This is a genomic window from Nocardioides alkalitolerans DSM 16699 (assembly GCF_000426525.1).
Taxonomy (GTDB): Bacteria; Actinomycetota; Actinomycetes; order Propionibacteriales; family Nocardioidaceae; genus Nocardioides; species Nocardioides alkalitolerans.
In genome coordinates, this window is record NZ_KE384533.1 from 471107 (window position 1) to 493104 (window position 21998).

The 21998-nt window shown below is 73.7% G+C and carries 19 protein-coding genes; 14 read left to right on the plus strand and 5 right to left on the minus strand.

The window, feature by feature from the left end; translation table 11 throughout:
• Positions 1-7: 7 nt before the first annotated feature.
• Together K329_RS0119060 and K329_RS28055 are read right to left on the minus strand one after the other, a co-directional pair.
• Complete coding sequence (locus tag K329_RS0119060) at positions 8-1951, minus strand: anthranilate synthase family protein (RefSeq protein ID WP_028474295.1); 1944 nt, start codon at positions 1949-1951, stop codon at positions 8-10.
• A gap of 11 nt (positions 1952-1962) precedes the next feature.
• On the minus strand, positions 1963-3168 hold the full coding sequence (locus tag K329_RS28055) for a glycosyltransferase family 4 protein (protein WP_052337119.1): 1206 nt from the start codon (positions 3166-3168) through the stop codon (positions 1963-1965).
• Positions 3169-3237: 69 nt separating this feature from the next.
• Between K329_RS28055 and K329_RS0119070 the strand changes: the two genes are divergently transcribed.
• On the plus strand, positions 3238-3792 hold the full coding sequence (locus K329_RS0119070; RefSeq protein ID WP_157571826.1) for a hypothetical protein: 555 nt from the start codon (positions 3238-3240) through the stop codon (positions 3790-3792).
• A 16-nt stretch (positions 3793-3808) separates the two neighbouring features.
• On the plus strand, positions 3809-4219 hold the full coding sequence (locus K329_RS0119075; RefSeq protein WP_028474297.1) for a hypothetical protein: 411 nt from the start codon (positions 3809-3811) through the stop codon (positions 4217-4219).
• On the opposite strand, the gene K329_RS0119080 is transcribed toward K329_RS0119075, so the two are convergent.
• A complete protein-coding gene (locus K329_RS0119080; RefSeq protein ID WP_245596607.1) occupies positions 4182-6461 on the minus strand; it encodes a HelD family protein in 2280 nt (759 codons plus the stop codon). The two genes, K329_RS0119075 and K329_RS0119080, sit on opposite strands and share 38 nt — an antisense overlap.
• 166 nt (positions 6462-6627) lie before the next feature.
• Between K329_RS0119080 and K329_RS0119085 the strand changes: the two genes are divergently transcribed.
• Complete coding sequence (locus tag K329_RS0119085) at positions 6628-7446, plus strand: transglutaminase-like domain-containing protein (RefSeq protein ID WP_028474299.1); 819 nt, start codon at positions 6628-6630, stop codon at positions 7444-7446.
• 15 nt (positions 7447-7461) lie between these two features.
• Here the strand turns inward: K329_RS0119085 and K329_RS0119090 are convergent, their stop codons facing one another.
• Both K329_RS0119090 and K329_RS0119095 read right to left on the minus strand, forming a co-directional pair.
• Positions 7462-8235 (minus strand): enoyl-CoA hydratase-related protein, encoded by a 774-nt coding sequence (locus K329_RS0119090; protein WP_028474300.1) that lies wholly within the window; start codon positions 8233-8235, stop codon positions 7462-7464.
• A gap of 200 nt (positions 8236-8435) precedes the next feature.
• Entirely contained in the window at positions 8436-9356 is a 921-nt protein-coding gene (locus tag K329_RS0119095) for an AEC family transporter (RefSeq protein WP_028474301.1), read from the minus strand.
• Positions 9357-9414: 58 nt separating this feature from the next.
• Between K329_RS0119095 and K329_RS0119100 the strand changes: the two genes are divergently transcribed.
• The 11 genes from K329_RS0119100 (at position 9415) to K329_RS28075 (ending at position 21835) form a co-directional block, all read left to right on the plus strand.
• Complete coding sequence (locus tag K329_RS0119100) at positions 9415-11103, plus strand: molybdopterin-dependent oxidoreductase (protein ID WP_028474302.1); 1689 nt, start codon at positions 9415-9417, stop codon at positions 11101-11103.
• A gap of 104 nt (positions 11104-11207) precedes the next feature.
• On the plus strand, positions 11208-11915 hold the full coding sequence (locus K329_RS28060) for a GNAT family N-acetyltransferase (protein ID WP_043644236.1): 708 nt from the start codon (positions 11208-11210) through the stop codon (positions 11913-11915).
• A 116-nt stretch (positions 11916-12031) separates the two neighbouring features.
• Positions 12032-12793, plus strand: coding sequence for a M15 family metallopeptidase (locus tag K329_RS28065; RefSeq protein WP_084541570.1), 762 nt, complete (start codon positions 12032-12034; stop codon positions 12791-12793).
• Positions 12794-12962: 169 nt separating this feature from the next.
• On the plus strand, positions 12963-13664 hold the full coding sequence (locus tag K329_RS0119115; protein ID WP_028474303.1) for a fasciclin domain-containing protein: 702 nt from the start codon (positions 12963-12965) through the stop codon (positions 13662-13664).
• 154 nt (positions 13665-13818) lie between these two features.
• Positions 13819-14379, plus strand: a complete 561-nt coding sequence (sigK, locus tag K329_RS0119120; RefSeq protein WP_052337300.1) for an ECF RNA polymerase sigma factor SigK — start codon at positions 13819-13821, stop codon at positions 14377-14379.
• Complete coding sequence (locus K329_RS0119125; RefSeq protein WP_028474305.1) at positions 14376-15146, plus strand: anti-sigma factor; 771 nt, start codon at positions 14376-14378, stop codon at positions 15144-15146. Before sigK ends, K329_RS0119125 begins: the two co-directional genes overlap by 4 nt.
• Positions 15143-17242: an FAD-dependent oxidoreductase gene (locus K329_RS28070; protein WP_084541444.1), complete on the plus strand. Its 2100-nt coding sequence runs from the start codon at positions 15143-15145 to the stop codon at positions 17240-17242. The genes K329_RS0119125 and K329_RS28070 overlap by 4 nt, the downstream gene beginning before the upstream one ends.
• Positions 17243-17250: 8 nt before the next feature.
• Positions 17251-18762, plus strand: coding sequence for an SAM-dependent methyltransferase (locus tag K329_RS0119135; protein WP_084541571.1), 1512 nt, complete (start codon positions 17251-17253; stop codon positions 18760-18762).
• 2 nt (positions 18763-18764) lie between these two features.
• Positions 18765-20087: an SAM-dependent methyltransferase gene (locus tag K329_RS0119140; RefSeq protein ID WP_028474307.1), complete on the plus strand. Its 1323-nt coding sequence runs from the start codon at positions 18765-18767 to the stop codon at positions 20085-20087.
• Positions 20088-20094: 7 nt separating this feature from the next.
• Positions 20095-20949, plus strand: a complete 855-nt coding sequence (locus tag K329_RS0119145) for a DUF1295 domain-containing protein (protein WP_028474308.1) — start codon at positions 20095-20097, stop codon at positions 20947-20949.
• A 31-nt stretch (positions 20950-20980) separates the two neighbouring features.
• Positions 20981-21835, plus strand: a complete 855-nt coding sequence (locus K329_RS28075; RefSeq protein WP_052337121.1) for an NYN domain-containing protein — start codon at positions 20981-20983, stop codon at positions 21833-21835.
• The last annotated feature ends 163 nt before the right edge of the window (positions 21836-21998 follow it).

The window sequence follows — 21998 nt, forward strand, 5'->3', positions numbered from 1 at the left end:
CACGTGCTCACACGAGCAGGTCGCGCACCAGGCGGTGCAGGATCTCGAACCCGTTCTGCGTCAGGATCGACTCCGCGTGGAACTGCAGGCCCCGGAAGTGCGGGCCCGACACGAGGTGCACGTCGCCCGACTCGGGGTCGGCCTCGACCGTCACGCCGGCGGGCAGCTGCGCCGTCCGCGCGTCGGCGTCGGTCTCCACCCGGCCCACGAACGTGTTGTAGAAGCCCACCCGCTCGGTGCGGCCGTCGAGGCGCACCGGCGACTGCGTGCCCTGGAAGACGATGTCCTTGAACGCCAGCGGGATGCCGAGGTGGGCGCACAGCGTCTGGTGGCCCAGGCACACGGCGAGCAGCGGCTGACCGGCCGCCATCTGCTCGGCCAGCGCGGCCCGCATCTGGGCGATCTTCGGGTCGTCGCCGTCGCGGGGGTCGCCCGGGCCCGGCCCGATGATGACGAGGTCGTGGCCGTCGAGCGCGCCCGGCTCCCACGCCTCGTGGCGCACCACCGTGCTCGTCATGCCGAGCACCGCGAGCACGTGGCGCAGCATGTTCACGAAGTCGTCCTCGCCGTCGAGGATGACGGCGGACCGGCCGGCGAGCTCCGGGTCGGCGTCCTCGCCGGCCTGGTCGGTCAGCCAGAACCCCGAGAGGCGGCGGTTGCGGGCGGCGAGCGCCAGCAGCACGTCCTCGTCGTTGGTGAGCTCGTGCACGTCGACGGTGCTGCGCGGCGCGGAGGGCACCAGGCCGAAGGCGCTGAGGATGCCGCCCGCCTTCGCGCGGGTCTCCGCGACCTCGTACGCCGCCTCCGAGTCCCGCACCAGCGTGGCCCCCGCGGTGACGGTGAGGCGCCCGTCGAGGTCGACGTCCGCCGTACGGATGACGATGGGGCTGTCGACGACCGGCTCGCCCTCGTCGTCGCGGCCGAAGATCGCGAGCGCCGCGCCGTAGTAGCCGCGGCCGTGCTCCTCGTACTGCTTGATGAGGCGGCAGGCGTTCTCGACCGGGCTGCCGGTGACGGTGGCGGCGTACATCGTGTCGCGCAGCACCTCGCGCACGTCGCGGGCGGTGCGGCCGGCGAGGAGGTACTCGGTGTGCACGAGGTGGGACATCGGCTTGAGGAACGGGCCGAGCACCTGGCCGCCCTCGTGGCAGATGTCGCACATCATCTTCAGCTCCTCGTCCACCACCATGAAGAGCTCGTAGATCTCCTTCTCGTCGGCGAGGAAGGTGAGGAGGTCGCGCTTCAGGGTGGCGGCGTCGACCCCGGCGCCGTCGGCGTCGCGGGGCAGGCGGAAGGTGCCGGAGATCGGGTTCATGCGCACGTCGCCGCCGTGCACGCTGACGTGGCGCTCGGGGCTGGCGCCCACGAGGTAGCGGTCGCCGGTGAAGAAGAGGAAGGTCCAGTAGGCGCCGCGCTCGCGCTCGAGCAGGCGGCGGTAGACGGTGAGCGCCTTCTCGGCGCTCCAGTCGGCGACGACCGCGCGGTACTGCCGGCCGACGACGAGGTTCGCGCCCTCGCCCTGGCCGATCTCGTCGCGGATGATCGACTCCACGACCTTCGCGTAGTCGTCGTCCTCGCTCTCGAAGCCGCCGCGGTCGACGAAGTCGATCTCCCCGACCGGCAGGGCCTCGACGACCTCGGCCACGGAGAACTCGAACTCGTCCTCCACGTCGACGACCACGAGCGGCGTGCCGTCGTCGTGCACCTCGAAGCCGCGCTCCGCGATCTGGCGGAACGGCACGGCGACGAGGCGGTCGCACTGGCGGCCCGGCGCCGGCACCCCGGTCTCGAGCGGGATGTCCGTCAGCGACTCCGCCTCCCAGCGGTGGCCGCCGACCATGCCGACGGTGTCGCGGTCGCCCGCCCGGGTGGAGCGTCGGATGATCGCCCACGCCTCGTGCCCCTGGAGCGCGGCGAGGGCGTCCTGGACGGTGGTGGCGGCGGCAGTCATGGCACGGGAGCCTACTTCTCGCCGGCCCCGTCCCCGCGCCCGTCTCGCCCCTCCCGCGCCCAGCGCGCGAGGTGGTCGACGAAGGCGACGCGGTCCTGGGTCCAGTTGAAGTGCTCGGCGACGTAGGCGTGGCCCGCCGCGGCCATCGCGCGGGCCCGCTCGGGGTCGTCGACGAGGGCCAGCACGGCGCTCGCCGTGGCGTCGACGTCGGCGAAGGGCACCACGACCCCGCCCCCGGAGGCGGCGACGAAGTCGCGCACGGCGGGCAGCGGCGTCGCCACCACCGGCACGCCGTGCGCCAGGTACTCCATGTTCTTCGTCGGCAGCGACACCCGGTGGTTGAGCTCGTCGTGCAGCAGCGCGAGCCCGGCGGCCGCCCCGTGGATGGCGGGCAGCGCCTCGTCGTTCGGCACGAACCCGTGCCACACCAGCCGCCCCGCGTCGTGCTCGGCCTGCAGCGCGGCGCCCGTGGTGCCGTGGGCCGTGCCGAACACCTCGAGCCGCACCCGGTCACCGATCGCGCGGGCCAGGCCGACGATCTCCTCGGCCCCGCGGTCGCGGGTGAGGGACCCGACGTACACGACCCGGCGCGAGCTCGGCGGGTCGACCGTGGCCGGCACGGTCGTCGAGTTCGGTACGACGGGGTGGTCGCCGCGGAAGAGGTCGCGGTAGCCGTGCTCCGCGAGCAGCAGGTGGTGGCGCTTCTCGGCGCGGCCGAGCAGCCACGTCAGGAAGCCCCCGAGCGGCGCCTTCAGCGGCCCCGGCACCCAGGAGCGGATGTGGACGGTCGCCGGCACGTTCTCGTGCACGTCCCACACCACCGGCGTGCGCCCGGCGGCGCCCGCGACGAGCAGCAGCTCGGGGTCGTGGATCAGCACCAGGTCGTGGCGGGGGGCGAGGCGTCGGATCTTCGCCCGCGCGTCGCGCAGGGCGGCGACGCGACGGCGGCCGTAGGCGCGTCGTACGTCGACCGCGGTCACCCCGGCGCGCGGCTCGACCCCGAACCCCGAGAACGGCGCCAGGAACGTGACCTCGAAGCCCGCGTCGAGCAGGGCGCCCATCTCGCGGTGGGCGATCCGGGCGTCGCCGGGGTGGTGCACGACGGTCGCGACGAGCACCGTGAGGCCCGCGCCGGGGCGGTCCCCCGGGGCCGGCTCGGTTTGCTCCGCCGTCGGGGAGGGGACGGTGCTCCCGGGTTCGCCTCGCTGCGCGCTCATCGGGTCGATCCTAGGACCGGCCCGGCCGCCCGACGCCCCGCCGACACCTGAGCGACATCGAGGTCCCCCATGAGCCTGCCGCCCCTGCCTCCCTCCGCCGGCGGCCAGCCCCCGCAGGGCCCGTACCAGGCTCAGCCGCAGGGTTCGCCCGGTCCTCGCCCCCGTCGTGGCCGCGGGCCGCTGGTGGCGGCCGGCGTCGCGGTCGCGGTGCTGGCGATCGGGGGCACGGCGTGGGCCGTCGTGGCGACGACCGGCGACGGCGACCCGACCAGCGTCGAGGAGGTCGCCGAGCAGGCCGTCGACGCGGCCCGCGACCTCGACGTCGACGCCGGCGTGCGGCTGATGTGCGAGACCCCCAGCGCCGACGAGCGCGAGGAGCTGGAGGACGCGATCGCCCAGGGCCAGGACTACACGGGCGACGACGACCTCGCGCTCGCCTTCGAGGTCCGCGACGCCGCCGACGGGCCCGAGGGCTCCGTGCGCATCGACGTCGAGGGCGACCAGGCCGAGCTGGAGGGCGCGACCATGGAGATCGAGCTCACCGTCGTCCAGGAGGGCGACCGCTCCTGCATCGACGAGGTCGAGATCCTCGACGGCACGGCCCCCGACGGCTACGACGACTGACCCGGCGCGGCGACCCGTGAGCGACCGGGCGGGCGACCGGGCGGGCGACTGGGCGACCCGCGCGCTGCTCGTGCTGACGGCGGCGCCGTTCCTGGCGCTCGTCGTCTCGTTCGGCCTCGGCACGACCCGTCGGCTGGTGAGCCTCCTGCTCGACGCCAACCCCGTCGTCGGGGTCGCCGCCGTGGTCTGGCTGGGCACGCCGGTGCTGCTGGTCGCGGCCGTGGCCGCGCTGCGTCGTACGCCGTGGCCGCTCGTCGCCACCGCGACCCTGCACGTCACCGCCCTCGCCGTGCTCGGCGCGCGCTACGGCCACCTGCTGCCGTGGCCTGCGTGGGCGTACGGCGCCGCGACCGCCGCCGTGGCCGTCGCGGTCGCCGCGCTGGCGGCGGTCAGGACACCGTCGACAGCAGCTGGGTCGCGCGGGTGAGCACCACGTAGAGCGTCGCGCGCCCGGTCATCGACTCGTCCTCGATCTCCTGCGGACGCACCACCACGATGCCGTCGAACTCGAGGCCCTTGGTGTCGAGGCCGGTGAGCACGACGACGCGGTCGGTGCCGCTGGGCGCGACGGCGGAGTCGACCGCCGCGGCCGCCGACGGCGCGTCGGCCGCCAGCTCGGACCAGCCCGCGAGCCAGGCGTTGACCTCGGAGCGGCGCGCCGCGGGCACGACGATGCCGACGGTGCCGGCCACCTCGCCGGCCAGCCGCACGACCTCGGCCCGCACGGCCGCCTCGAGGTCGACCTCCGCCACGCCGTCGACCTCCACGGGCGGCACCCCGGTGCGGCGCACCGCGTCGGGCAGGTCGGCGTCGAGGCCGACCCGCTCGGCGTATGCCGCGGCGTACGCGTAGATCTCGGCCGAGTTGCGGTAGTTCGTCGAGAGGTGGAACGCGTGCTCGACCTTGCCCGAGAGCGCCTCGGCGCGCGCGGCGGCGGACTCCTCCGGCACGGGCCACGACGACTGGGCGGGGTCGCCGACGATGGTCCAGGACGCGGTGCGGCCGCGGCGGCCGACCATGCGCCACTGCATCGGCGTGAGGTCCTGCGCCTCGTCGACGAGCACGTGGGCGTAGCCGTCGTCCTCGATGCGGTGGGTCGGCGCCGACCAGGCGCGCCCGCTCGGGGCGTACTCCCGGTCGGAGGCCGTCGTCAGCTCGACCAGGTCGACGCCGCCCTCGGCGGCGGTGAGCACGTCGTCGAGCTGGGTGTCGGTGTCGGTGGCCGCGGGCACGTCGCCGAGCGTGTAGCGCAGCTCGTCGATGAGCGCGACGTCCTCGATCGAGAGGCCGGCGCCGGTGCGGACGTCGATCGGGCCCGTGCCCCACGACTTCACGAGGAGGCGCTGCTCCTCCGCGTCGAGGACGCCGTCACCCACGCGGGCGAGCAGCTCGGGGTCGCGCAGCCACGTGAAGACGTCGACGGCGCTGAGCGGCGGCCACCAGCTCGTCGCGAAGTCGACGAAGGCGGCGTTGTCGAGCATGTCCTCGTCGAAGAACTCGCGGCCGAGGTCGCGTCCGCGCTCGCTGCGCACCTGGCGCCACATCGCGTCGAGCAGCGTGCGGGGCACGCGGGAGAGCTGGCGGTTGCGCAGGCCCTGGCTCATGAGCTGGCGGCGCACGCGCCCGAGCACGCCGCGGTCGAGCACGATCTTGTTGTCGCGCCAGAACACGCTGAACTCGGCCGGCGACCCGGGGGCCTGCTGCCGCGCCGTACGGCGCACGACCTCGGCCATGCGGGCCGAGCCCTTGACGTCGGCCACCTGGGGCTCGTCGTGGCGGTTCGCGCGGATGCCGCCGACGACCTCGCCGAGGGAGCGCAGCGCCACGGCGGTCTCGCCGAGGCTCGGCAGGACCCGCTCGATGTAGCGCATGAACACGCCGCTCGGGCCGATGACGAGCACGCCGCCCGACTCGAAGCGCCGCCGGTCGGAGTAGAGGAGGAACGCGGCGCGGTGCAGCGCCACGACCGTCTTGCCGGTGCCCGGACCGCCCGAGATCGACACGACGCCCTTGGCGGGGGCGCGGATCGCCTTGTCCTGCTCCGCCTGGATCGTGGCGACGATGGAGTGCATGGAGCGGTCGCGCGCCCGGGAGAGCTGCGCCATCAGCGCGCCCTCGCCGATGATCGGCAGCGCGCGGCCCCGCTCCTCCTCGACGGCCAGCGCGTCGGCGTCGAGCAGCTCGTCCTCGACCCCCAGCACGGTGCGCCCGCTGCTGCGCAGCACGCGGCGTCGTACGACGCCCTGGGGCTCGGCCGCGGTGGCCTGGTAGAACACGGCGGCCGCGGGGGCGCGCCAGTCGATGAGCAGCGTGTCGTGGTGCTCGTCGCGCAGGCCGATGCGGCCGATGTAGCGGGGCTGCACGTCGCGCTCGGAGGTCAGGTCGAGGCGGCCGAAGACGAGGCCCTCGTGGGCCGCGTCGAGCTGGGCCATGCGCTTGGCGGCCTGGAAGACCATCGCGTCGCGCTCGACGAGACCGCCCTCGTGGCCGAGCTTGCCGCGGGCGTGGCCCTCGTCGGCGATCTCCTTGGCCCGCCGCGCGGAGTGCACGATCTCGCCGTGCACGCGGTCGACGACGGCCTGCTCGGTCGCGACCTCGCGGGTCTCCAGGTCCTCGGCCGGGGCCTGGGTCTCCTGCTGCGAATGCTCGTGCGATGGGTCCTGCGTCACCGTGCGCCCTCCGTGCCGGAACTGCTGCGCCACGGGGCTCCGGTCACCCCGACCGGCCGTTGGACGCAAGCAGGCAAGATTACCCGCCCGGCGCGACCTGGGCGCTACGGCGCCGCAGGTGATCTTGTTCTCCTGCCTGACACACGCGCAGGACACAATGGCGCCCGTGAAGCGAGACATGGGGTGCCACCTCGAGATCGACGTGATCGACCCGACCGACCTGGAGCTGCAGGTCGCGGTGAGCGGCTACGCCCCCGACCAGGTCAACGAGTTCCTCAACGTCACCCTCAACGGCTGGCAGGTCGACGTCCAGGAGGTGCGGGACCCCTCCGGCGGCCGCATCCACATGCTGCGACCCGGTCGTGGCCACCTCGTCGTCGACTACAACGCCACCGTGTGGGGCAACGTCGCGCCGGCGCGCGCCGCGGCGTACGAGCGCTCCCTCTACCTGCGGCCCAGCCGCTACTCCGAGGCCGACAAGTTCTTCGGCTACGCCGCGACCGAGTTCGCCGAGGTGATCCAGGAGCACGGCGACGCGCCCGAGGTGCTGCTGCCTCGCGTGGCCGCCTGGGTGGGGGCCCGGCTCGACTACGTGCCCGGCAGCAGCGACCCGATCGACGGCGCGACCGACACCCTGCTCGCCGGCGCGGGCGTCTGCCGCGACTACAGCCACCTCACCGTGGCGCTGCTGCGGGCGCTCGGCGTGCCGGCGCGGCTGGCGGCCGTCTACGCCCCCGGCTGCGAGCCCATGGACTTCCACGCCGTCGCCGAGGCGCTCGTGGGCGACACCTGGTACGCCGCGGACGCCACCTGCCTCGCCCCCCGCTCCAGCCTCGTGCGCATCGCCACCGGCCGCGACGCCGCCGACACCGCCTTCTGCGACAACCACGGCGGCAACATCCAGCTCAACGTCACCCAGGTGACGGCCATCGTCGACGGGCCGCTGCCCTACGACGACCTCTCCGAGCTGGTGCCGATCACCTGAGGCGCGGGGCCCGGATCAGCCCTTCCTCCTCCCGAGGAACGCCGTCATCGCCTCGCGGGCGGCGTCGGACCCGAACAGCCGCGCGCTCTGCTCCACGAGCCGCTCGCCGTCGGCGTCGATGCGCGCCAGCAGGTCGCGGTTGAGCAGGGCCTTCGTCTCGGCGAGCCCCTGGACGGCCCCGGTCGCGAGCGAGGCCACCACCTCGTCGACCGCACCCTCGAGCTCGTCGGGCGCGACGGCCCGGGTCACGAGCCCGTACGACGCCGCCGCGGCCCCGTCGAACACCTCGCCGCCGAGCGCCACGAGGGCGGCGGCCCGGTCGGTGAGGCGGGGCAGGACGGTGAGCGAGATGACCGCCGGCGCCAGGCCGAGCTTCACCTCGGTGAGCGCGAAGGTGGCGTCGGTCGAGGCGAGCGCGACGTCGGCGGCGGCGATGATGCCCGTGCCGCCGGCGCGGACCGGTCCGGCCAGCACGGCCACGACGGGTTTCGAGTGCGCGACGATCCGGCGCTGGAGGGCCACGATCGCCCGGGCGCCCTCCTCCATCGGCGTCGTCGCGGCCTCGGACAGGTCGGCGCCGGCGCAGAAGACCCGGTGGGCCGACCGGACGACGACGACCTTCGTGGTGGCGTCCGCGTCCGTGGCGTCGAGGTGGGCGCCCAGCTCGGTGATCAGGCGGCGGCTGAGCGCGTTGCGGTTGTGGGGCGAGTCGAGGGTGATCGTCGCGACCCTCCCGGCGCCGTCGGGCAGGTCGGCGTGGGTGAGGTGGACGAGCTCGGAGTCACTCATGCGGCGATCCTGCCAGTGATGCTGTCAGGGTCGGAAGGGGTGGCGGGTGGGGTGGGGTGGGCGCTCGCGTCGGCGGGCGCGGGAGTGTGGCGGACCGATGCACGTCCGGCGCCGCCGGATCCGCATGCGTCCGCCACACTCGGCCGCCGGGGTCGCCGCCCCGACCCGACCCCCGGGCGCCCGACCCCGTGCCGTGCCCCTCAGGCCAGCAGGGCCGCGATGAGCGTGACCGCGGGCACCGACAGCACCGTCGTCAGGAACACCACGTCGCGGGCGAGCGTGATGCCCCGGTCGTAGCGGGTCGCGTGCACGAAGACGTTCTGCGCCGTCGGCAGCGCCGAGAGCACCGTGACCGCGAGCAGGGCCGTGCCGTCGAGGTCGAGCACGAACCGCCCGACCGCCCACGCGACGAGCGGCTGCAGCACCAGCTTGAGGCTCGTGATGAGCGCGAGCTCGGGGCCGTTGGCGAGGCTGGGGCGGGGGCCGAGGCGGAGGTAGACGCCGTACGCGAGGAGCATCGACGGCACCGCCATCGCGGCGAGCAGCTCGAGCGGGTCGTGCACGGGCCGCGGCAGCTCGATGTCGGTGGCGGCGAGGAAGAGGCCGAGCAGCGAGCCGACCGTCAGGGGCGTGCGCACCGGGCGGCTGACGATCTTCAGCCACGAGGGGCGCACGTCGGCGACCGCGACGTCCATCACCGTGAGGGCCAGCGGCTGCAGGATCAGCAGCTGCATGAGCAGCACGGGCGCGACGTACGCCGCGTCGCCCAGCACGTAGGCCGCGATCGGGAGCCCGAGGTTGCCGGCGTTGACGTACGCCGCGCACAGCGACCCCACGACGGTGTGGGCGAGGTCCCGCTTGAGCACGAACCGCGCGACGACCACGTAGACGACCGCCGTCACGAGGACGCCCGCGGCGGAGGCGACGAGGGTGCGGGAGAGGACCTCGCCGATGTCGGCGTCCTCGAGCACGGTGATGAGGAGGGCGGGCGAGGCGACGTAGAAGGCCAGCAGCGACAGCGCGCGCTGGCCGGCGAGGTCGATGATGCCGAGATGGGCGAGCAGCATGCCCACCGCGATGAGCACGGTGATCGTCGCGAATCCCTCGAGCACCGCTATCACCGACGGCACGCTACCCACCCCGACCCATCCGGAACGCCCCGCGTCCCGAACACCCCACATGGCGAACACCACACGGGCGCGACGCGGCGTCCCCACCCTCCTGGCAGCGGTCGGCGGCGTGCTGGCCACGCTCGTCGGGATGGCGGTCGGCCACCTCGTGGCCTCGTTGCTCGACCCGGCGGCCTCCCCGGTCCTCGCGGTCGGCTCGACCGTCATCGACGCCACCCCCACCCCCGTGAAGGAGTGGGCGGTCGCCGAGTTCGGTACGGCGGACAAGCCGATCCTCATCGGGTCGGTGATGGTCGTGACGCTGATCCTGGCCGGGATCGCCGGCATCCGGGCGCGCACGCACTTCCGTCAGGGCCTCGCGATCCTGCTCGTGCTCGTGGCGCTCGCCGGGGCCGCGGCCCTGATCCGGCCCACCGCCGGCCCGCTGGACGTCGTGCCCGCCCTGGTGACGGCCCTCGTCGGCGCCCTGGCGCTCGCCTGGTTCATGCGCACGCTCAACGAGGCCGTCGCCCTGCAGTCCGGCGCCCACAGCGGCGCGCCGACGGCGACCACCCCGGGCACGACCGACAAGACCGAGGGCGCGGCCCCGAGCCACCCGATGGTCGACGCGACCCCGGGCGAGACCGCCCCCGCCGGCGGCGCCCACGCGGCCACCGACACCGACCCGGCCCCCGCCCGCGGCGGTCGTCCGACCCGACGCGGCGTGCTCGTCGCCTCCGGCGTCCTGGCGGTCACGGCCGTCGCCGCCGGCGCGGTCGGCCAGTGGATCGGCAACGTCCGCACCCGCATCTCCGACATCGTGCTCCCGAAGCCGCAGGACCCCGCGGCCGCGCTCCCGGACGCCCTCGACGTCGACGGCATCTCGCCCTTCCGCACCCCGAACGACGAGTTCTACCGCGTCGACATCAACCTCACGGTGCCCGTCGTCGACCAGGACGAGTGGACCCTCACCATCGACGGCGACGTCGACAACGAGGTCACGATCACCTGGGACGAGCTGCTCGACATGCCGATGGTCGAGCGCGACATCACGATGACCTGCGTCTCGAACGACGTCGGCGGCAAGTACGTCGGTGCCGCCCGCTGGCTCGGCGTGCCCCTGCAGGACATCCTCGACCTGGCGGGCGTCGGTGGCAGCGCCGACCAGCTGCTCTCCACCGCCGTCGACGGCTTCACGATCTCCACGCCCCTCGAGGTCGCCACCGACGGCCGCGACGCGCTGGTCGTCGTGGGCATGAACGGCGAGCCCCTCCCCCGCGAGCACGGCTTCCCGGTCCGCCTGATCATCCCGGGCATCTACGGCTACGTGGGCTCCACGAAGTGGCTCACCAAGCTCACCCTGACGACGTACGACGACGTCGACTCCTACTGGACCGAGCGCGGCTGGGCGACCGAGGGCCCGATCAAGATCTCGTCGCGCATCGACGTGCCGAGGGCCGGCGACGAGGTCTCGTCCGGGTCGACCGTGATCGCCGGCGTCGCCTGGGCGCAGCAGCGCGGCGTCGACGTGGTCGAGATCCAGATCGACGGCGGCCCCTGGACCCCGGTCGAGATGGGCCCCGACGCGGGCGTCGACTACTGGCGCCAGTGGTACTACGAGTGGGAGGCCGAGACGGGCTCGCACGCCGTCACGGTGCGCGTGACCGACAGCGAGGGCGAGGTCCAGACCGACGCCCGGGCCATGCCGTTCCCCAACGGTTCCAGCGGTCTGCACACGCGCCGCATCATCGTGAGCTGACCTCCAGCCGGCTCGCCCCGGGCGCTCCCGCGAGCGCCCGCCCCGACCCCCGTCCACCCGGTGCCGACCGGGTGTGCGGGGGTCGTCTGCCTACCGTGGCGGGCATGATCTGCCGCGCGCCCGACCCCCTCGAGGGTCACCCCGCGCCTCCGTCCGCCGGAGCGCCGGCGTCCGGCGCACCGCTCCTCGCGACGCGGTTGCGCCCCCTGACGGCCGCCGACCTCGGACCCCTGGCCCGCGCCCAGCGACGCCACTTCCCCGGCAACGTCATCGGCCGCTTCGGCGACCCCCTGCACACCACCTACCTGCGCTCCTTCCTCGGCACGCCCACCGCGACCGCCGTCGTGGCCGAGAGCGTCGACGGCCCCGTCGGCTACGCCCTCGGCGTGCTGGGCACCGTCGAGCACCGCGCCCGGGTCCGGCGTCGGTACGGCGTCGCCCTGCTCGTGGCCGCCGTGCTGGCGGTCGTGCGGCACCCGCGTCTGGGCACCGGGATGCTGCGGCGGCGGTGGGCGCTGCGGTCGGCGGCCCGGGCCTCCTCGGGCCCCGCGGCCCCCGTCGACACCCGCCGGCTCGCGGTGCTCTCGCACGTCGCCGTCGAGGCGCCCGCCCGCGGCACCGGCACGGCCGCCCGGCTCGTCGACGACTTCCTCGACCGGGCCCGGCGGGCGCGCTGCGACGCCGCGGTCCTCGCCGTACGGCGGGACAACACCCGCGCCCTCGCCTTCTACGAGAAGCACGGTTGGCGGAGGGTGGCCGAGCGCAGCACCTTCGACGGCCGTGACCTCTGCCTCTACGAAAGGGAGCTGTGAACCGGAACCCGACCCGATCGTCCCCCTCGCGCCCGTCCGGGCGCCCCCGCCGTTCCCCGGGTCCGCGGCGCGGTCGACCTGCCCGCGCCGTCGCCGTCGGCGCCCTCACGGCGCTCGTGCTCGCAGGATGCGCGTCGGGCGGCGACGACGGGGCCGGCGACGGGGGCCCCACCGGCCCCGCGACGGACAGCGGTACGACGTCCGCCGCGCCGACCTCGACGCCCTCCACCTCGTCGGCGCCGCCCACGACGACGGCCCCCGCCGTACCCCCGCCGAACGAGCCGCAGCCGGCCGCGATCGTCGAGGTGCCCGCCGCGCAGTGGGAGGCGATGGTGGCGGCGGGCATGGTGCGGCCCGAGTGCCCGGTGCAGAGCCCCGACCAGCTGCGCCGCGTCGAGGTCGACTACATCGACTTCGAGGGCGACCGGCAGCGGGGCCACCTGGTCGTCGCCACCGACACCGCGGAGACGACGGCCCGGATCTTCCAGCGGCTGGTCGACGCCGAGTTCCCCATCCGGCAGATGCGCGGGGTCGAGGTCTACGACGGCGACACCCTGGCGAGCCTCCAGGCCGACAACACCTCGGCCTACAACTGCCGCCGCGCCGACCAGATCAACGCGCCGTTCACCGACTCGCCCCACGCGAACGGCCGCGCGGTCGACATCAACCCGCTCGAGAACCCGTGGCGCGACCTGCGCTGCGACTGCTGGTCGCCCAGCGCCGAGTTCGCGGAGCGCACACCGGGCCCCGGCAAGATCCTCGAGGGCGACCTGGTGTGGCAGGCGTTCGACGACGAGGGCTGGATCTGGCAGAACATCGACGTGCCCGACTACATGCACTTCGACACCGGGTACCCGTCGCGTCCCTACGCCTCGTAGGGCCCAGGAACGGGCGGTAGACCCGGTCAGGCCGGGTCCCGAAAAAATATTCCCATCCGGACCCATCCGGTCCACCGGGAGTGCCGAACTACTCCTGCAAGCCCGCCGAGGGGCCGACCGAGAGGCCGGAACCAGTCACGGACGGGACCACGACAGGAAGGTCAGCTCGATGAAGCGCACGACTCTGAACCACCGTTCCAGCCTCCGCCGTGTCGGCGGCATCGCGGCCCTCGCGGTGACCATGTCGGTCGGCCTCGCCGCGTGCTCCGACGACGGTGACACCGCGTCGGACGACACCAGCTCCGACTCCAGCGCCGACTCGTCGGCCTCCGAGGAGACCACGCCCTCCGACGACGCCTCGTCGGACGCCGGCACCGAGGACGCCACGTTCGGTGAGGCCTGTGGCCAGATCCCGGCCGACGGCGCGGGCTCGCTCCAGGGCATGACGGTCGACCCGGTCGCCACCGCGGCCGGCAACAACCCGCTCCTCACCCAGCTCGTCGGCGCCGTGGGCCTCGTCCCGGGCCTGGCCGACACGCTGAACTCGACCGACAACCTGACGGTCTTCGCGCCGTACGACGACGCGTTCGCCGCCGTCGACCCGGCCACCATGGAGGCCCTCACGGCCGACCCCGAGGGCGCTCTCGCCCCCGTGCTCAGCCACCACGTGCTCCCCGAGCGCCTCGAGCCCGACGAGATCGCCGGCGAGCACGAGACCCTGAACGGCGACACCGTCGTCGTCACCGGTGACGCCGAGTCCGGCGTGACCATCGAGAACGAGGGTGGCCCGGCCACGGTTCTCTGCGGCGGCGTCCAGACGGCCAACGCGACCGTCTACGTCATCGACTCCGTGCTCCTCCCCACCGGCTGATCCAGCTCCGGCTGATCAGCTTCACCACCAGAGTGCGTCCGTGACGGGAGAATGACTTCTCATGAAGCCACTCCGCTCCGTCCCCTCCGGCGAGGTCTCGCCGGAGGGGACGGGCGGGCGCCCGTCGCCCGCGCCCGACCAGGTTTCCGGCCCGTTGCCCGGAGACCTGAACGCCGAGCTCGCCGAGCTGCTGCGTCGCTCCGCCCGGGGTGACGAGGTCGCTTTCGCCGAGCTGTACGACGCCTCCGCCGCTCGGGTCCACGGGATGGTGCTGCGGGTCATCCGCAACCCCGCCCAGGCCGACGAGGTCACCCAGGAGGTCTTCCTGGAGATCTGGCGGACGGCCACCAGGTTCGACGCCGACCGAGGGTCCGCCCTCAGCTGGCTGATGACGATCGCGCACCGCAAGTCCGTCGACCGGGTCCGCTCGGCCGAGGCCGCCACGAGGCGCGACACGTCGTACCACCAGCAGAACCAACCGGTCGACCACGACGCCACCGCAGAGGCTGCGCACACGTCGATCGAGGCACAAAGGGTCAGGAGTGCACTCAGCGCGCTGACTCCGGTGCAGAATGAGGCTGTACGACTCGCCTACTTCGGCGGGTACACGCACACGGAAGTCGCCAAGATGCTCGATCTCCCGGTCGGCACGGCGAAGACACGCATCCGAGATGGGCTCATCCGGCTGCGCGACGCGATGGGAGTGGGCCAGTGACAGACATCCATGCCCTCTCCGGGGCGTACGCCGTCGACGCACTGTCGGACGACGAGCGCGCCGACTTCGAGGTCCACCTCTCCGAGTGCCCGGCGTGCCGGGCCGAGGTCGACTCGCTGCGCGAGGCCGCCGCCCTGCTCCCGCTCGTCTCCCAGATCTTCCCCTCGGACCACGTGCGTGCCTCCGTGCTCGCCGGCATCGCGAACGTGCGGCCCCTGCCGCCCCTCGAGGAGCCGAGGCACCGCCAGGAGCCGGAGCCCGAGGAGCAGCTCGCCGAGGTGGTGCCCCTGCGGCGCCGCCCGGTCCGGATGGCGCTCACCGCCGTCGCGGCCGCCGTGATCCTCGCCGTCGGCGTGGGCGTCACGGTGCAGCAGCCCTGGGCCGACGACTCCTCCGAGACGCAGACCAACCTGACCGCGGCCGAGCAGATCATGCAGGCCGACGACGTCGAGAGCTACGCGATCGACCCCACGACCATCGGCGGCGCCGAGGCCACGGTCTACCGCTCGCCCGACCACGACGCGGTCGCGCTCGTCACCCACGACATGGCCCCGGCCGGTGACGGGCGGGTCTACCAGCTGTGGCTCCAGGCCGAGGACGGCTCGATGAAGTCCGCCGGCATCATGCCCGAGGGTCCCGACAACAAGGTCGTGCTCGCGGGCGACGGCTCGGACGCCATCGGCGCCGGCATCACCGTCGAGCCCACCGGCGGGTCGGACTCGCCGACCATGCCGCCGGTCGCGCTCGTCTCGTTCGAGTCGGCGTGAGCGGCCGCACCACCGAGCAGCAGCGCCGCATCGCAGTCGTCGGGTCCGGGGTCGCCGGGCTGACGGCCGCGTACGTCGCCTCCCGCTCGGCCCACGTGACCCTCTTCGAGGCCGACGCCCGTCTCGGCGGCCACGCCGACACCCACCTCGTCCCTGTGCCCGACGGCCACGGCGGCACCACCGAGGTGCCGATCGACACGGGCTTCATCGTCCACAACGAGCGCACCTACCCGGTGCTCCTGCGCATCTTCGCCGAGCTCGGCGTGGCGACGCAGGAGTCCGAGATGTCGCTCTCGGTGCGCGACGACGAGAGCGGCATCGAGTGGGCCGGCGCCCTCGGGTTCCCCGGCCTCTTCCCGAGCCGCCGCAACGCCCGGCCGGCGTACCTGCGGATGCTCACCGAGATCCCGCGCTTCCACCGGATGGCCCGCCGCCTGCTCGACACGCCCGAGACGGACGCCGACGCGCTCGAGACCTTCGGCGCGTTCCTCGACCGCGGCCGGTTCTCGCCGATGCTGCGCACCCACTTCGCCGAGGCGCTCGTCGGCGCCGTGTGGTCGACCGACCCGCGGCTCGCACTCGACTACCCGGCGCGCTACCTCTTCCGCTTCCTCGACCACCACGGGATGCTCGCGATCTTCGGCTCGCCGGTGTGGCGGACCGTGACGGGCGGCTCCCGCACGTACGTCGAGCGCGTGGCCCGCCACATCGACGACGTCCGGCTCTCCGCCAAGGTGACCGCCGTCGAGGAGACCCCCGACGGGGTGCGCCTCACCGACGGCAACGGCGACCTCACGACGTACGACGCCGTGGTGATCGCGACCCACCCGCACCAGGCGCTCGCCATGCTCGCCGACCCGACGCCGGCGCAGTCCGAGGTGCTCGGCGCTCTGCACTACTCGCCGAACACCGCCCAGCTGCACACCGACACCTCGATCCTGCCGACGCTCCCGGGCGCGCGGGCCTCGTGGAACTACCTGCGGCGCGAGATCCCCGACCCCGAGCGGGCCGGCGGGGCCATCACGCTCACCTACGACCTCTCCCGGCTGATGCGCGTGCCCCCGCTGCCCGGCGCGCCCGACACCCGGTTCCTCGTCACCCTCGGCGGCGCCGACCTCGTCGACCCGGCGAAGGTCATCGACACGATGGAGTACGAGCACCCGCTCTACACGCCGTCGACGGTGGCCGCGCAGGCCCGGCTCGACGAGTGCGACACCCCCCGGATCGCCTTCGCCGGCGCCTACCACGGGTGGGGCTTCCACGAGGACGGCGCACGCTCCGGCGTCGAGGCCGCCGCCCACCTCGGCTTGTCGTGGGAGGACACGACCACCGCCGCGGCCACCGGCCACGACCCGGCCGGCACGATCTTCCGCACGACGATCCGCCACACCCGCCGTCAGCCCTGGCGGCGGCAGTTCACCCTGACGTCGTCGACCTGGGTCGTCGACCTCGACAACCTGCCCGACCACGGGGCGCTCAGCGTCGTGAAGGGCTCGTTCGAGGCGCGCGACCACCTCGGTGAGCCCGACCGCTCGATCCGCGGCAACGTCGAGGGGTTCCTCGACCTGCAGGGGGTCGAGCTCGACCGCGACGGTCGACGCGGCCGGATCCTCATGGCCGCCCAGCCGCGCGCGTTCGGTCACTGCTTCAACCCGATCAGCGTGTTCTGGTGCTTCGCCGGCGACCAGACCCTCGACGACGTGCCCGCCGCGGTGGTCGTCGAGGTGCACAACACGTACGGCGACCGCCACGCCTACCTGGTGCACCCCGACGCCCAGGGGCGCGCGACGACGCCGAAGGCCATGTACGTCTCGCCGTTCCACGGCACGGACGGCACCTACTCGCTCGCGGTGCCGACACCGCGCGCCGGCGCCGGCGGACGTCTCGACATCGTCGTGAACCTGACGACCGACGACGGCGCGACCTTCAACGCGTCGCTCACGGGCCGCCCGGAGCACCGCCGCACCGGGGTCTGGCGCGCCGCGCCGGCCGCGCTGCGAGGATCCGTGCTGATCCGCGCCCACGGCATCTGGCTGTGGGCACGCCGCCTCCGCATCCACCCCCGTCCCTCCCACCGACAGGAAGGCGTCCGATGACCTCCGAGATGACGTCTCCGCCCCCCGCCAACCCCGAGCCCCCGCACGCCGGGTCGGCGCTGCCCGACCTGGCCGCCGAGGGCCGGCACCGCGCCGAGCCCGCCGTCGCCCGGCCGGGCCAGACGGCCGAGCACGACACCGACCGGCCCGATGCGGCCGGCACGACGTACGTGCCCGCTCCCCCCGCCCGGTCCGACGTGCAGCGCTGGCCCGACCTCGACGACGTGCCCACCGGCCCCCGCGCCGCGACGTACGCCCGGGTGGCCCGCGGCCTGTTCCACGGCATCGCCAACCGGCTCGACCTCACGGTGCGCGTCGGTGACGGCCCGGACGCGCAGGTGTGGGGCCGTGGCGGACCCGTCATGGTCGTCCGTCGCCCCGACGAGTTCTTCGCCCGCGTGGGTCGCCACGGCCTCATCGGGTTCGGCGAGGCCTACCTCGTCGGCGCCTGGGACGTGCCGGGCGAGGACGAGGGCGCGACCCCCGGTGCCCTCGGCGAGCTGCTCACCGTGCTGGCCGCGCAGATGCCGAACCTCGTGCCGCAGTGGATGCAGCGGCTCCGCAAGGCGTACGTCATGCGGCCGCCGGCGTTCCAGGTCAGCTCGAAGTCGAACAGCCGCGCCAACATCGCGCACCACTACGACCTGAGCAACGACCTCTTCACGGCGTTCCTCGACCCGACGATGAGCTACTCCTCGGCGCTGTTCGAGCACCAGGAGATCCCCCGCACCGACGCGGTCGGCCCGCTCGTGGTCGCCACGGCGCCCGACGCCCGGCTGGGCGAGCCGCTCGCGGACGCCCAGGCCGCGAAGATCGAGCGGCTGCTCGACGCCGCCGGCGTCACCGAGGGCTCACGCGTGCTCGAGATCGGCACCGGCTGGGGCGAGCTCGCCCTGCGCGCCGCCCGCCGCGGCGCGACCGTCCACTCCGTCACGCTGTCGAGCGAGCAGCAGTCGCTGGCCCGCACCCGGGTCGCCGAGGCCGGCTACGCCGACCGCGTGAGCGTCGAGCTCTGCGACTACCGCGACGTCGAGGCCCCCGAGGGCGGGTACGACGCGGTGGTGTCGGTCGAGATGGTCGAGGCCGTCGGGCACGAGTACTGGACGACCTACTTCCAGAAGATCGACGAGGTGCTCGCGCCGCACGGCCGGGTCGGCATCCAGGCGATCGTCATGCCCCACGACCGGATGCTCGCCACGCGCAGCACCTACACGTGGATCCACAAGTACATCTTCCCGGGCGGGATGCTCCCGTCGGTGCAGGTCATCGACGAGGTCACGCGCTCCGCCACGTCGCTGCGGCTCGCCGACGGCGTCGACCGGCTCTCGTTCGGCGGCCACTACGCCGAGACGCTGCGCCTGTGGGACGAGAACTTCCTCGCCTCGTGGGAGTCGCACGTGACCGGGCTCGGCTTCGACGCCACCTTCGCCCGGATGTGGCACTTCTACCTCGAGTACTCCCGCGCCGGCTTCGCCAGCGGCTACATCGACGTGCAGCAGCTCGTCTTCACGAAGGGCTGAGCATGACCACCGAGAACCCCGTCGCCCCCCGTCTCGCCGAGGCGCTCCGCCCGTTCGTCGGCGGCGAGCTGCCCGTGCGCCTGCGCGCGTGGGACGGCTCCGAGGCCGGTCCCGTCGACGCCCCCCTGGTCGAGCTGCGCTCGCCCGACGCCGTACGACGCCTGGCCCGCCACCCCGGGGAGCTGGGAGCCGCGCAGGCCTACGTCACCGGTGAGCTCGAGGTGCACCACGACCTCGACGACGCCCTCACCCACGCGTGGCGCGTGGTCGCCGAGCGCAACCTCTCCGGCGTGCGGCCCGGGCCCGCGGCGTACGCCGCCGCGCTCAAGGTCGCCGCGGAGACCGGCGCCATCGGCCTGCCGCCGCGCGCCCCGGGCAGCCAGGCCCAGGTGGGCGGCCCCCTCAACACGCTGCTCGGCCGCCGCCTGCACTCGAAGCTGCGCGACCGGCTGGCGATCAGCCACCACTACGACCTCAGCAACGAGTTCTACTCGCTGATCCTCGACGACCACATGGCCTACTCGTCGGCCTACTACACGAGCGAGCCGAGCACCCCGGGCTACACGCTGGAGGACGCCCAGGCCGACAAGCTCGACCTCGTCTGCCGCAAGGTCGGCCTGCACGAGGGCGCGACGTTCCTCGACGTGGGCTGCGGCTGGGGCTCGCTCTCGCTGTTCGCCGCCGAGAACTACGGCGCCCAGGTCACCGGGGTCACGATCGCCGCCGAGCAGAAGAAGTTCATCGACGCCCGCATCGCCGAGCGCGGTCTGCAGGACAAGGTCGAGATCCGGCTGCAGGACTACCGCGACGTGCCCGAGGCCCAGGGCGGCGAGGGCCACTTCGACGCCGTCGCCTCGCTCGAGATGGGCGAGCACGTCGGCCAGCGCAACTACCCGACGTACGCCCGGCTGCTGCACGACGCCGTGAAGCCCGGCGGCCGCGTGCTGATCCAGCAGATGTCGCGTGCCGGCGGACGCTCCGGGCACCCCGGGGGCGGCCCGTTCATCGAGTCGTTCATCGCGCCCGACATGTACATGCGCCCCGTGGGCGAGACCGTGGCGTTCCTCGAGCGCGGCGGCCTCGAGGTGCGCGACGTGCACGCCCTGCGCGAGCACTACGTGTGGACCGTCGACGCCTGGATGCAGCGCTTCGAGAAGAACGAGGAGCGGCTCGTCGAGCTGGTCGGCGAGGAGGTCGTGCGCGTGTGGCGGCTCTACCTCGTCGGCGGTCGCATGGCGTTCCGCGACGGCCGCATGGGCGTCGACCAGATCCTCATGGTGCGCCCCGGCGCCGCCCACTCGCTGTCGCCCACCCGGGACTGGTGACCACCACGTGCCCACGCTCGTCGCGGTCCTGATCGCCGGGGCGGTCACCGTCGCCCTCCTCATGACCGCCACCGCGCTCGTCGCGAAGCGCGTCGGCCGGCTCGCCGTCGTCGACGTCGTCTGGGGCGCGGGCTTCGTGCTCGTCGCCGTGGTCGGCGCGGTGGTGGCGACGCTCGTCGAGGGCGAGGTCGACGGCTCCGTCGTCGCCCGTCGCTGGCTGCTCGTCGCGCTCGTGGCCGTCTGGGGCGGCCGGCTGGCCTGGCACATCCGCAAGCGCGCCGAGGGCCTGCTCGGGCCGGGCGAGACCCCGCCGGAGGACCCCCGCTACGCGGAGCTCATGGAGGGCAAGACCTTCTCGTACGCCGTCACCCGCGTCTTCCTGACGCAGGGCGTGGCGATGCTGCTCGTGTCGACGCCGGTGCTGGTGGGCCTGTCCGTGGCCCCGGCCGGGTCGGAGGACGGCGCCGGGGGCTGGGGCTGGTGGGTCGTCGCGATCGGTGTCGTCGTGTGGGTCGTCGGGCTCGTCTTCGAGGCCGTCGGCGACGCGCAGCTGGCGTCGTACAAGGAGATCCCCAAGCCCGAGCGCCCGACGGTGCTCGACACCGGGCTGTGGCGGTTCACGCGCCACCCCAACTACTTCGGCGACGCGACGCTCTGGTGGGGCCTGTGGCTCGTCGGCGGCCTCGCGTCGGGCTGGGTCGCCGGGCTCGCGACCGTGCTCGCCCCCGTCGCGATGACCTACTTCCTCGCCTTCGCCACCGGTGCCCGCCTGCTCGAGCGCGAGATGATGAAGCGCGACGGCTACCCGGAGTACGCCGAGCGCACGTCGATGTTCGTGCCGCTTCCGCCGAAGAAGGGCTGAGCCGGGCGTCTCGTCGGGCAGGATCACCGGCATGACCCAGATGCCGGAGACACCCGGGCGCGTGGCGCTCTACCTCGACTTCGAGAACCTCGTGGCCTCGCAGTACGACGCGGTGCACGGCCGCAGCTCCTGGACGAACGACCGGGTGGTGCACGCCGCGGCGGACGACCCGGTCGTCGGACCGAAGGTCAGGGCCGCGCGGCTCGACCTCGACGCGATCGTCGACTACGCGGCTTCCCTCGGCGTGGTCGCCATCAGCCGGGCCTACGCGAACTGGGCGGGCCCCGTCTACGGCTCCTACGCGAAGGACCTCACGTCCCGCGCCGTCGACCTGACGCAGCTGTTCCCGCTCTCGGGCACGAAGAACGGCGCCGACATCCGGCTCGCGACCGACGTCGTCGACGACCTCGGTCGGTTCTCGGACCTGAGCCACGTGGTCATCGCGGCGGGCGACTCCGACTACGTCGCCGTGGCCCAGAAGGCGCGGCGCTTCGGTCGTCTGGTCGTGGGGGTCGGCGTCGCCGGTTCCATCGGACGCTACTGGGAGGCAGCCTGCGACGAGTTCAAGCGGTACGACGCACTGCCCGGCGTCGAGCGCCCGTCCCCTCCCGCCCGGGTGGACGAGGCCGATGACCACCCCGACGTCTCGAACGACCGCGTGAAGCCCGTCCCGTACAGCAAGCTGTTCCGCAAGGCGATGAACCTCGTGCTCCGCAAGCGCAGCGACGACAAGGTGCCGATGTCGGAGCTGAAGCAGGTGCTCCTGCGGATGAGCCCCGGGTTCGACGAGTCGACGCTGGGGTTCGAGACGTTCTCGGCCTACGTGCGCGCGCAGCCCGGAGTGGCCACGGACGCCAAGAACCAGCAGGTCTGGTTCACCGACTGAGCCCCTTGCGCCCGCGCTGGTCGACTCTTGAGCCGACGTTGCGCGAATCGTCGGCGCACCCTGCGGAGCCGCGGGCAGACTCTTCCTCAGAACCGCGGTGGAGACCCGAGACTCCACCGCGGTTCTTTCCATTTCCGGAGGCGGACGGCCCGGGATGCACCGC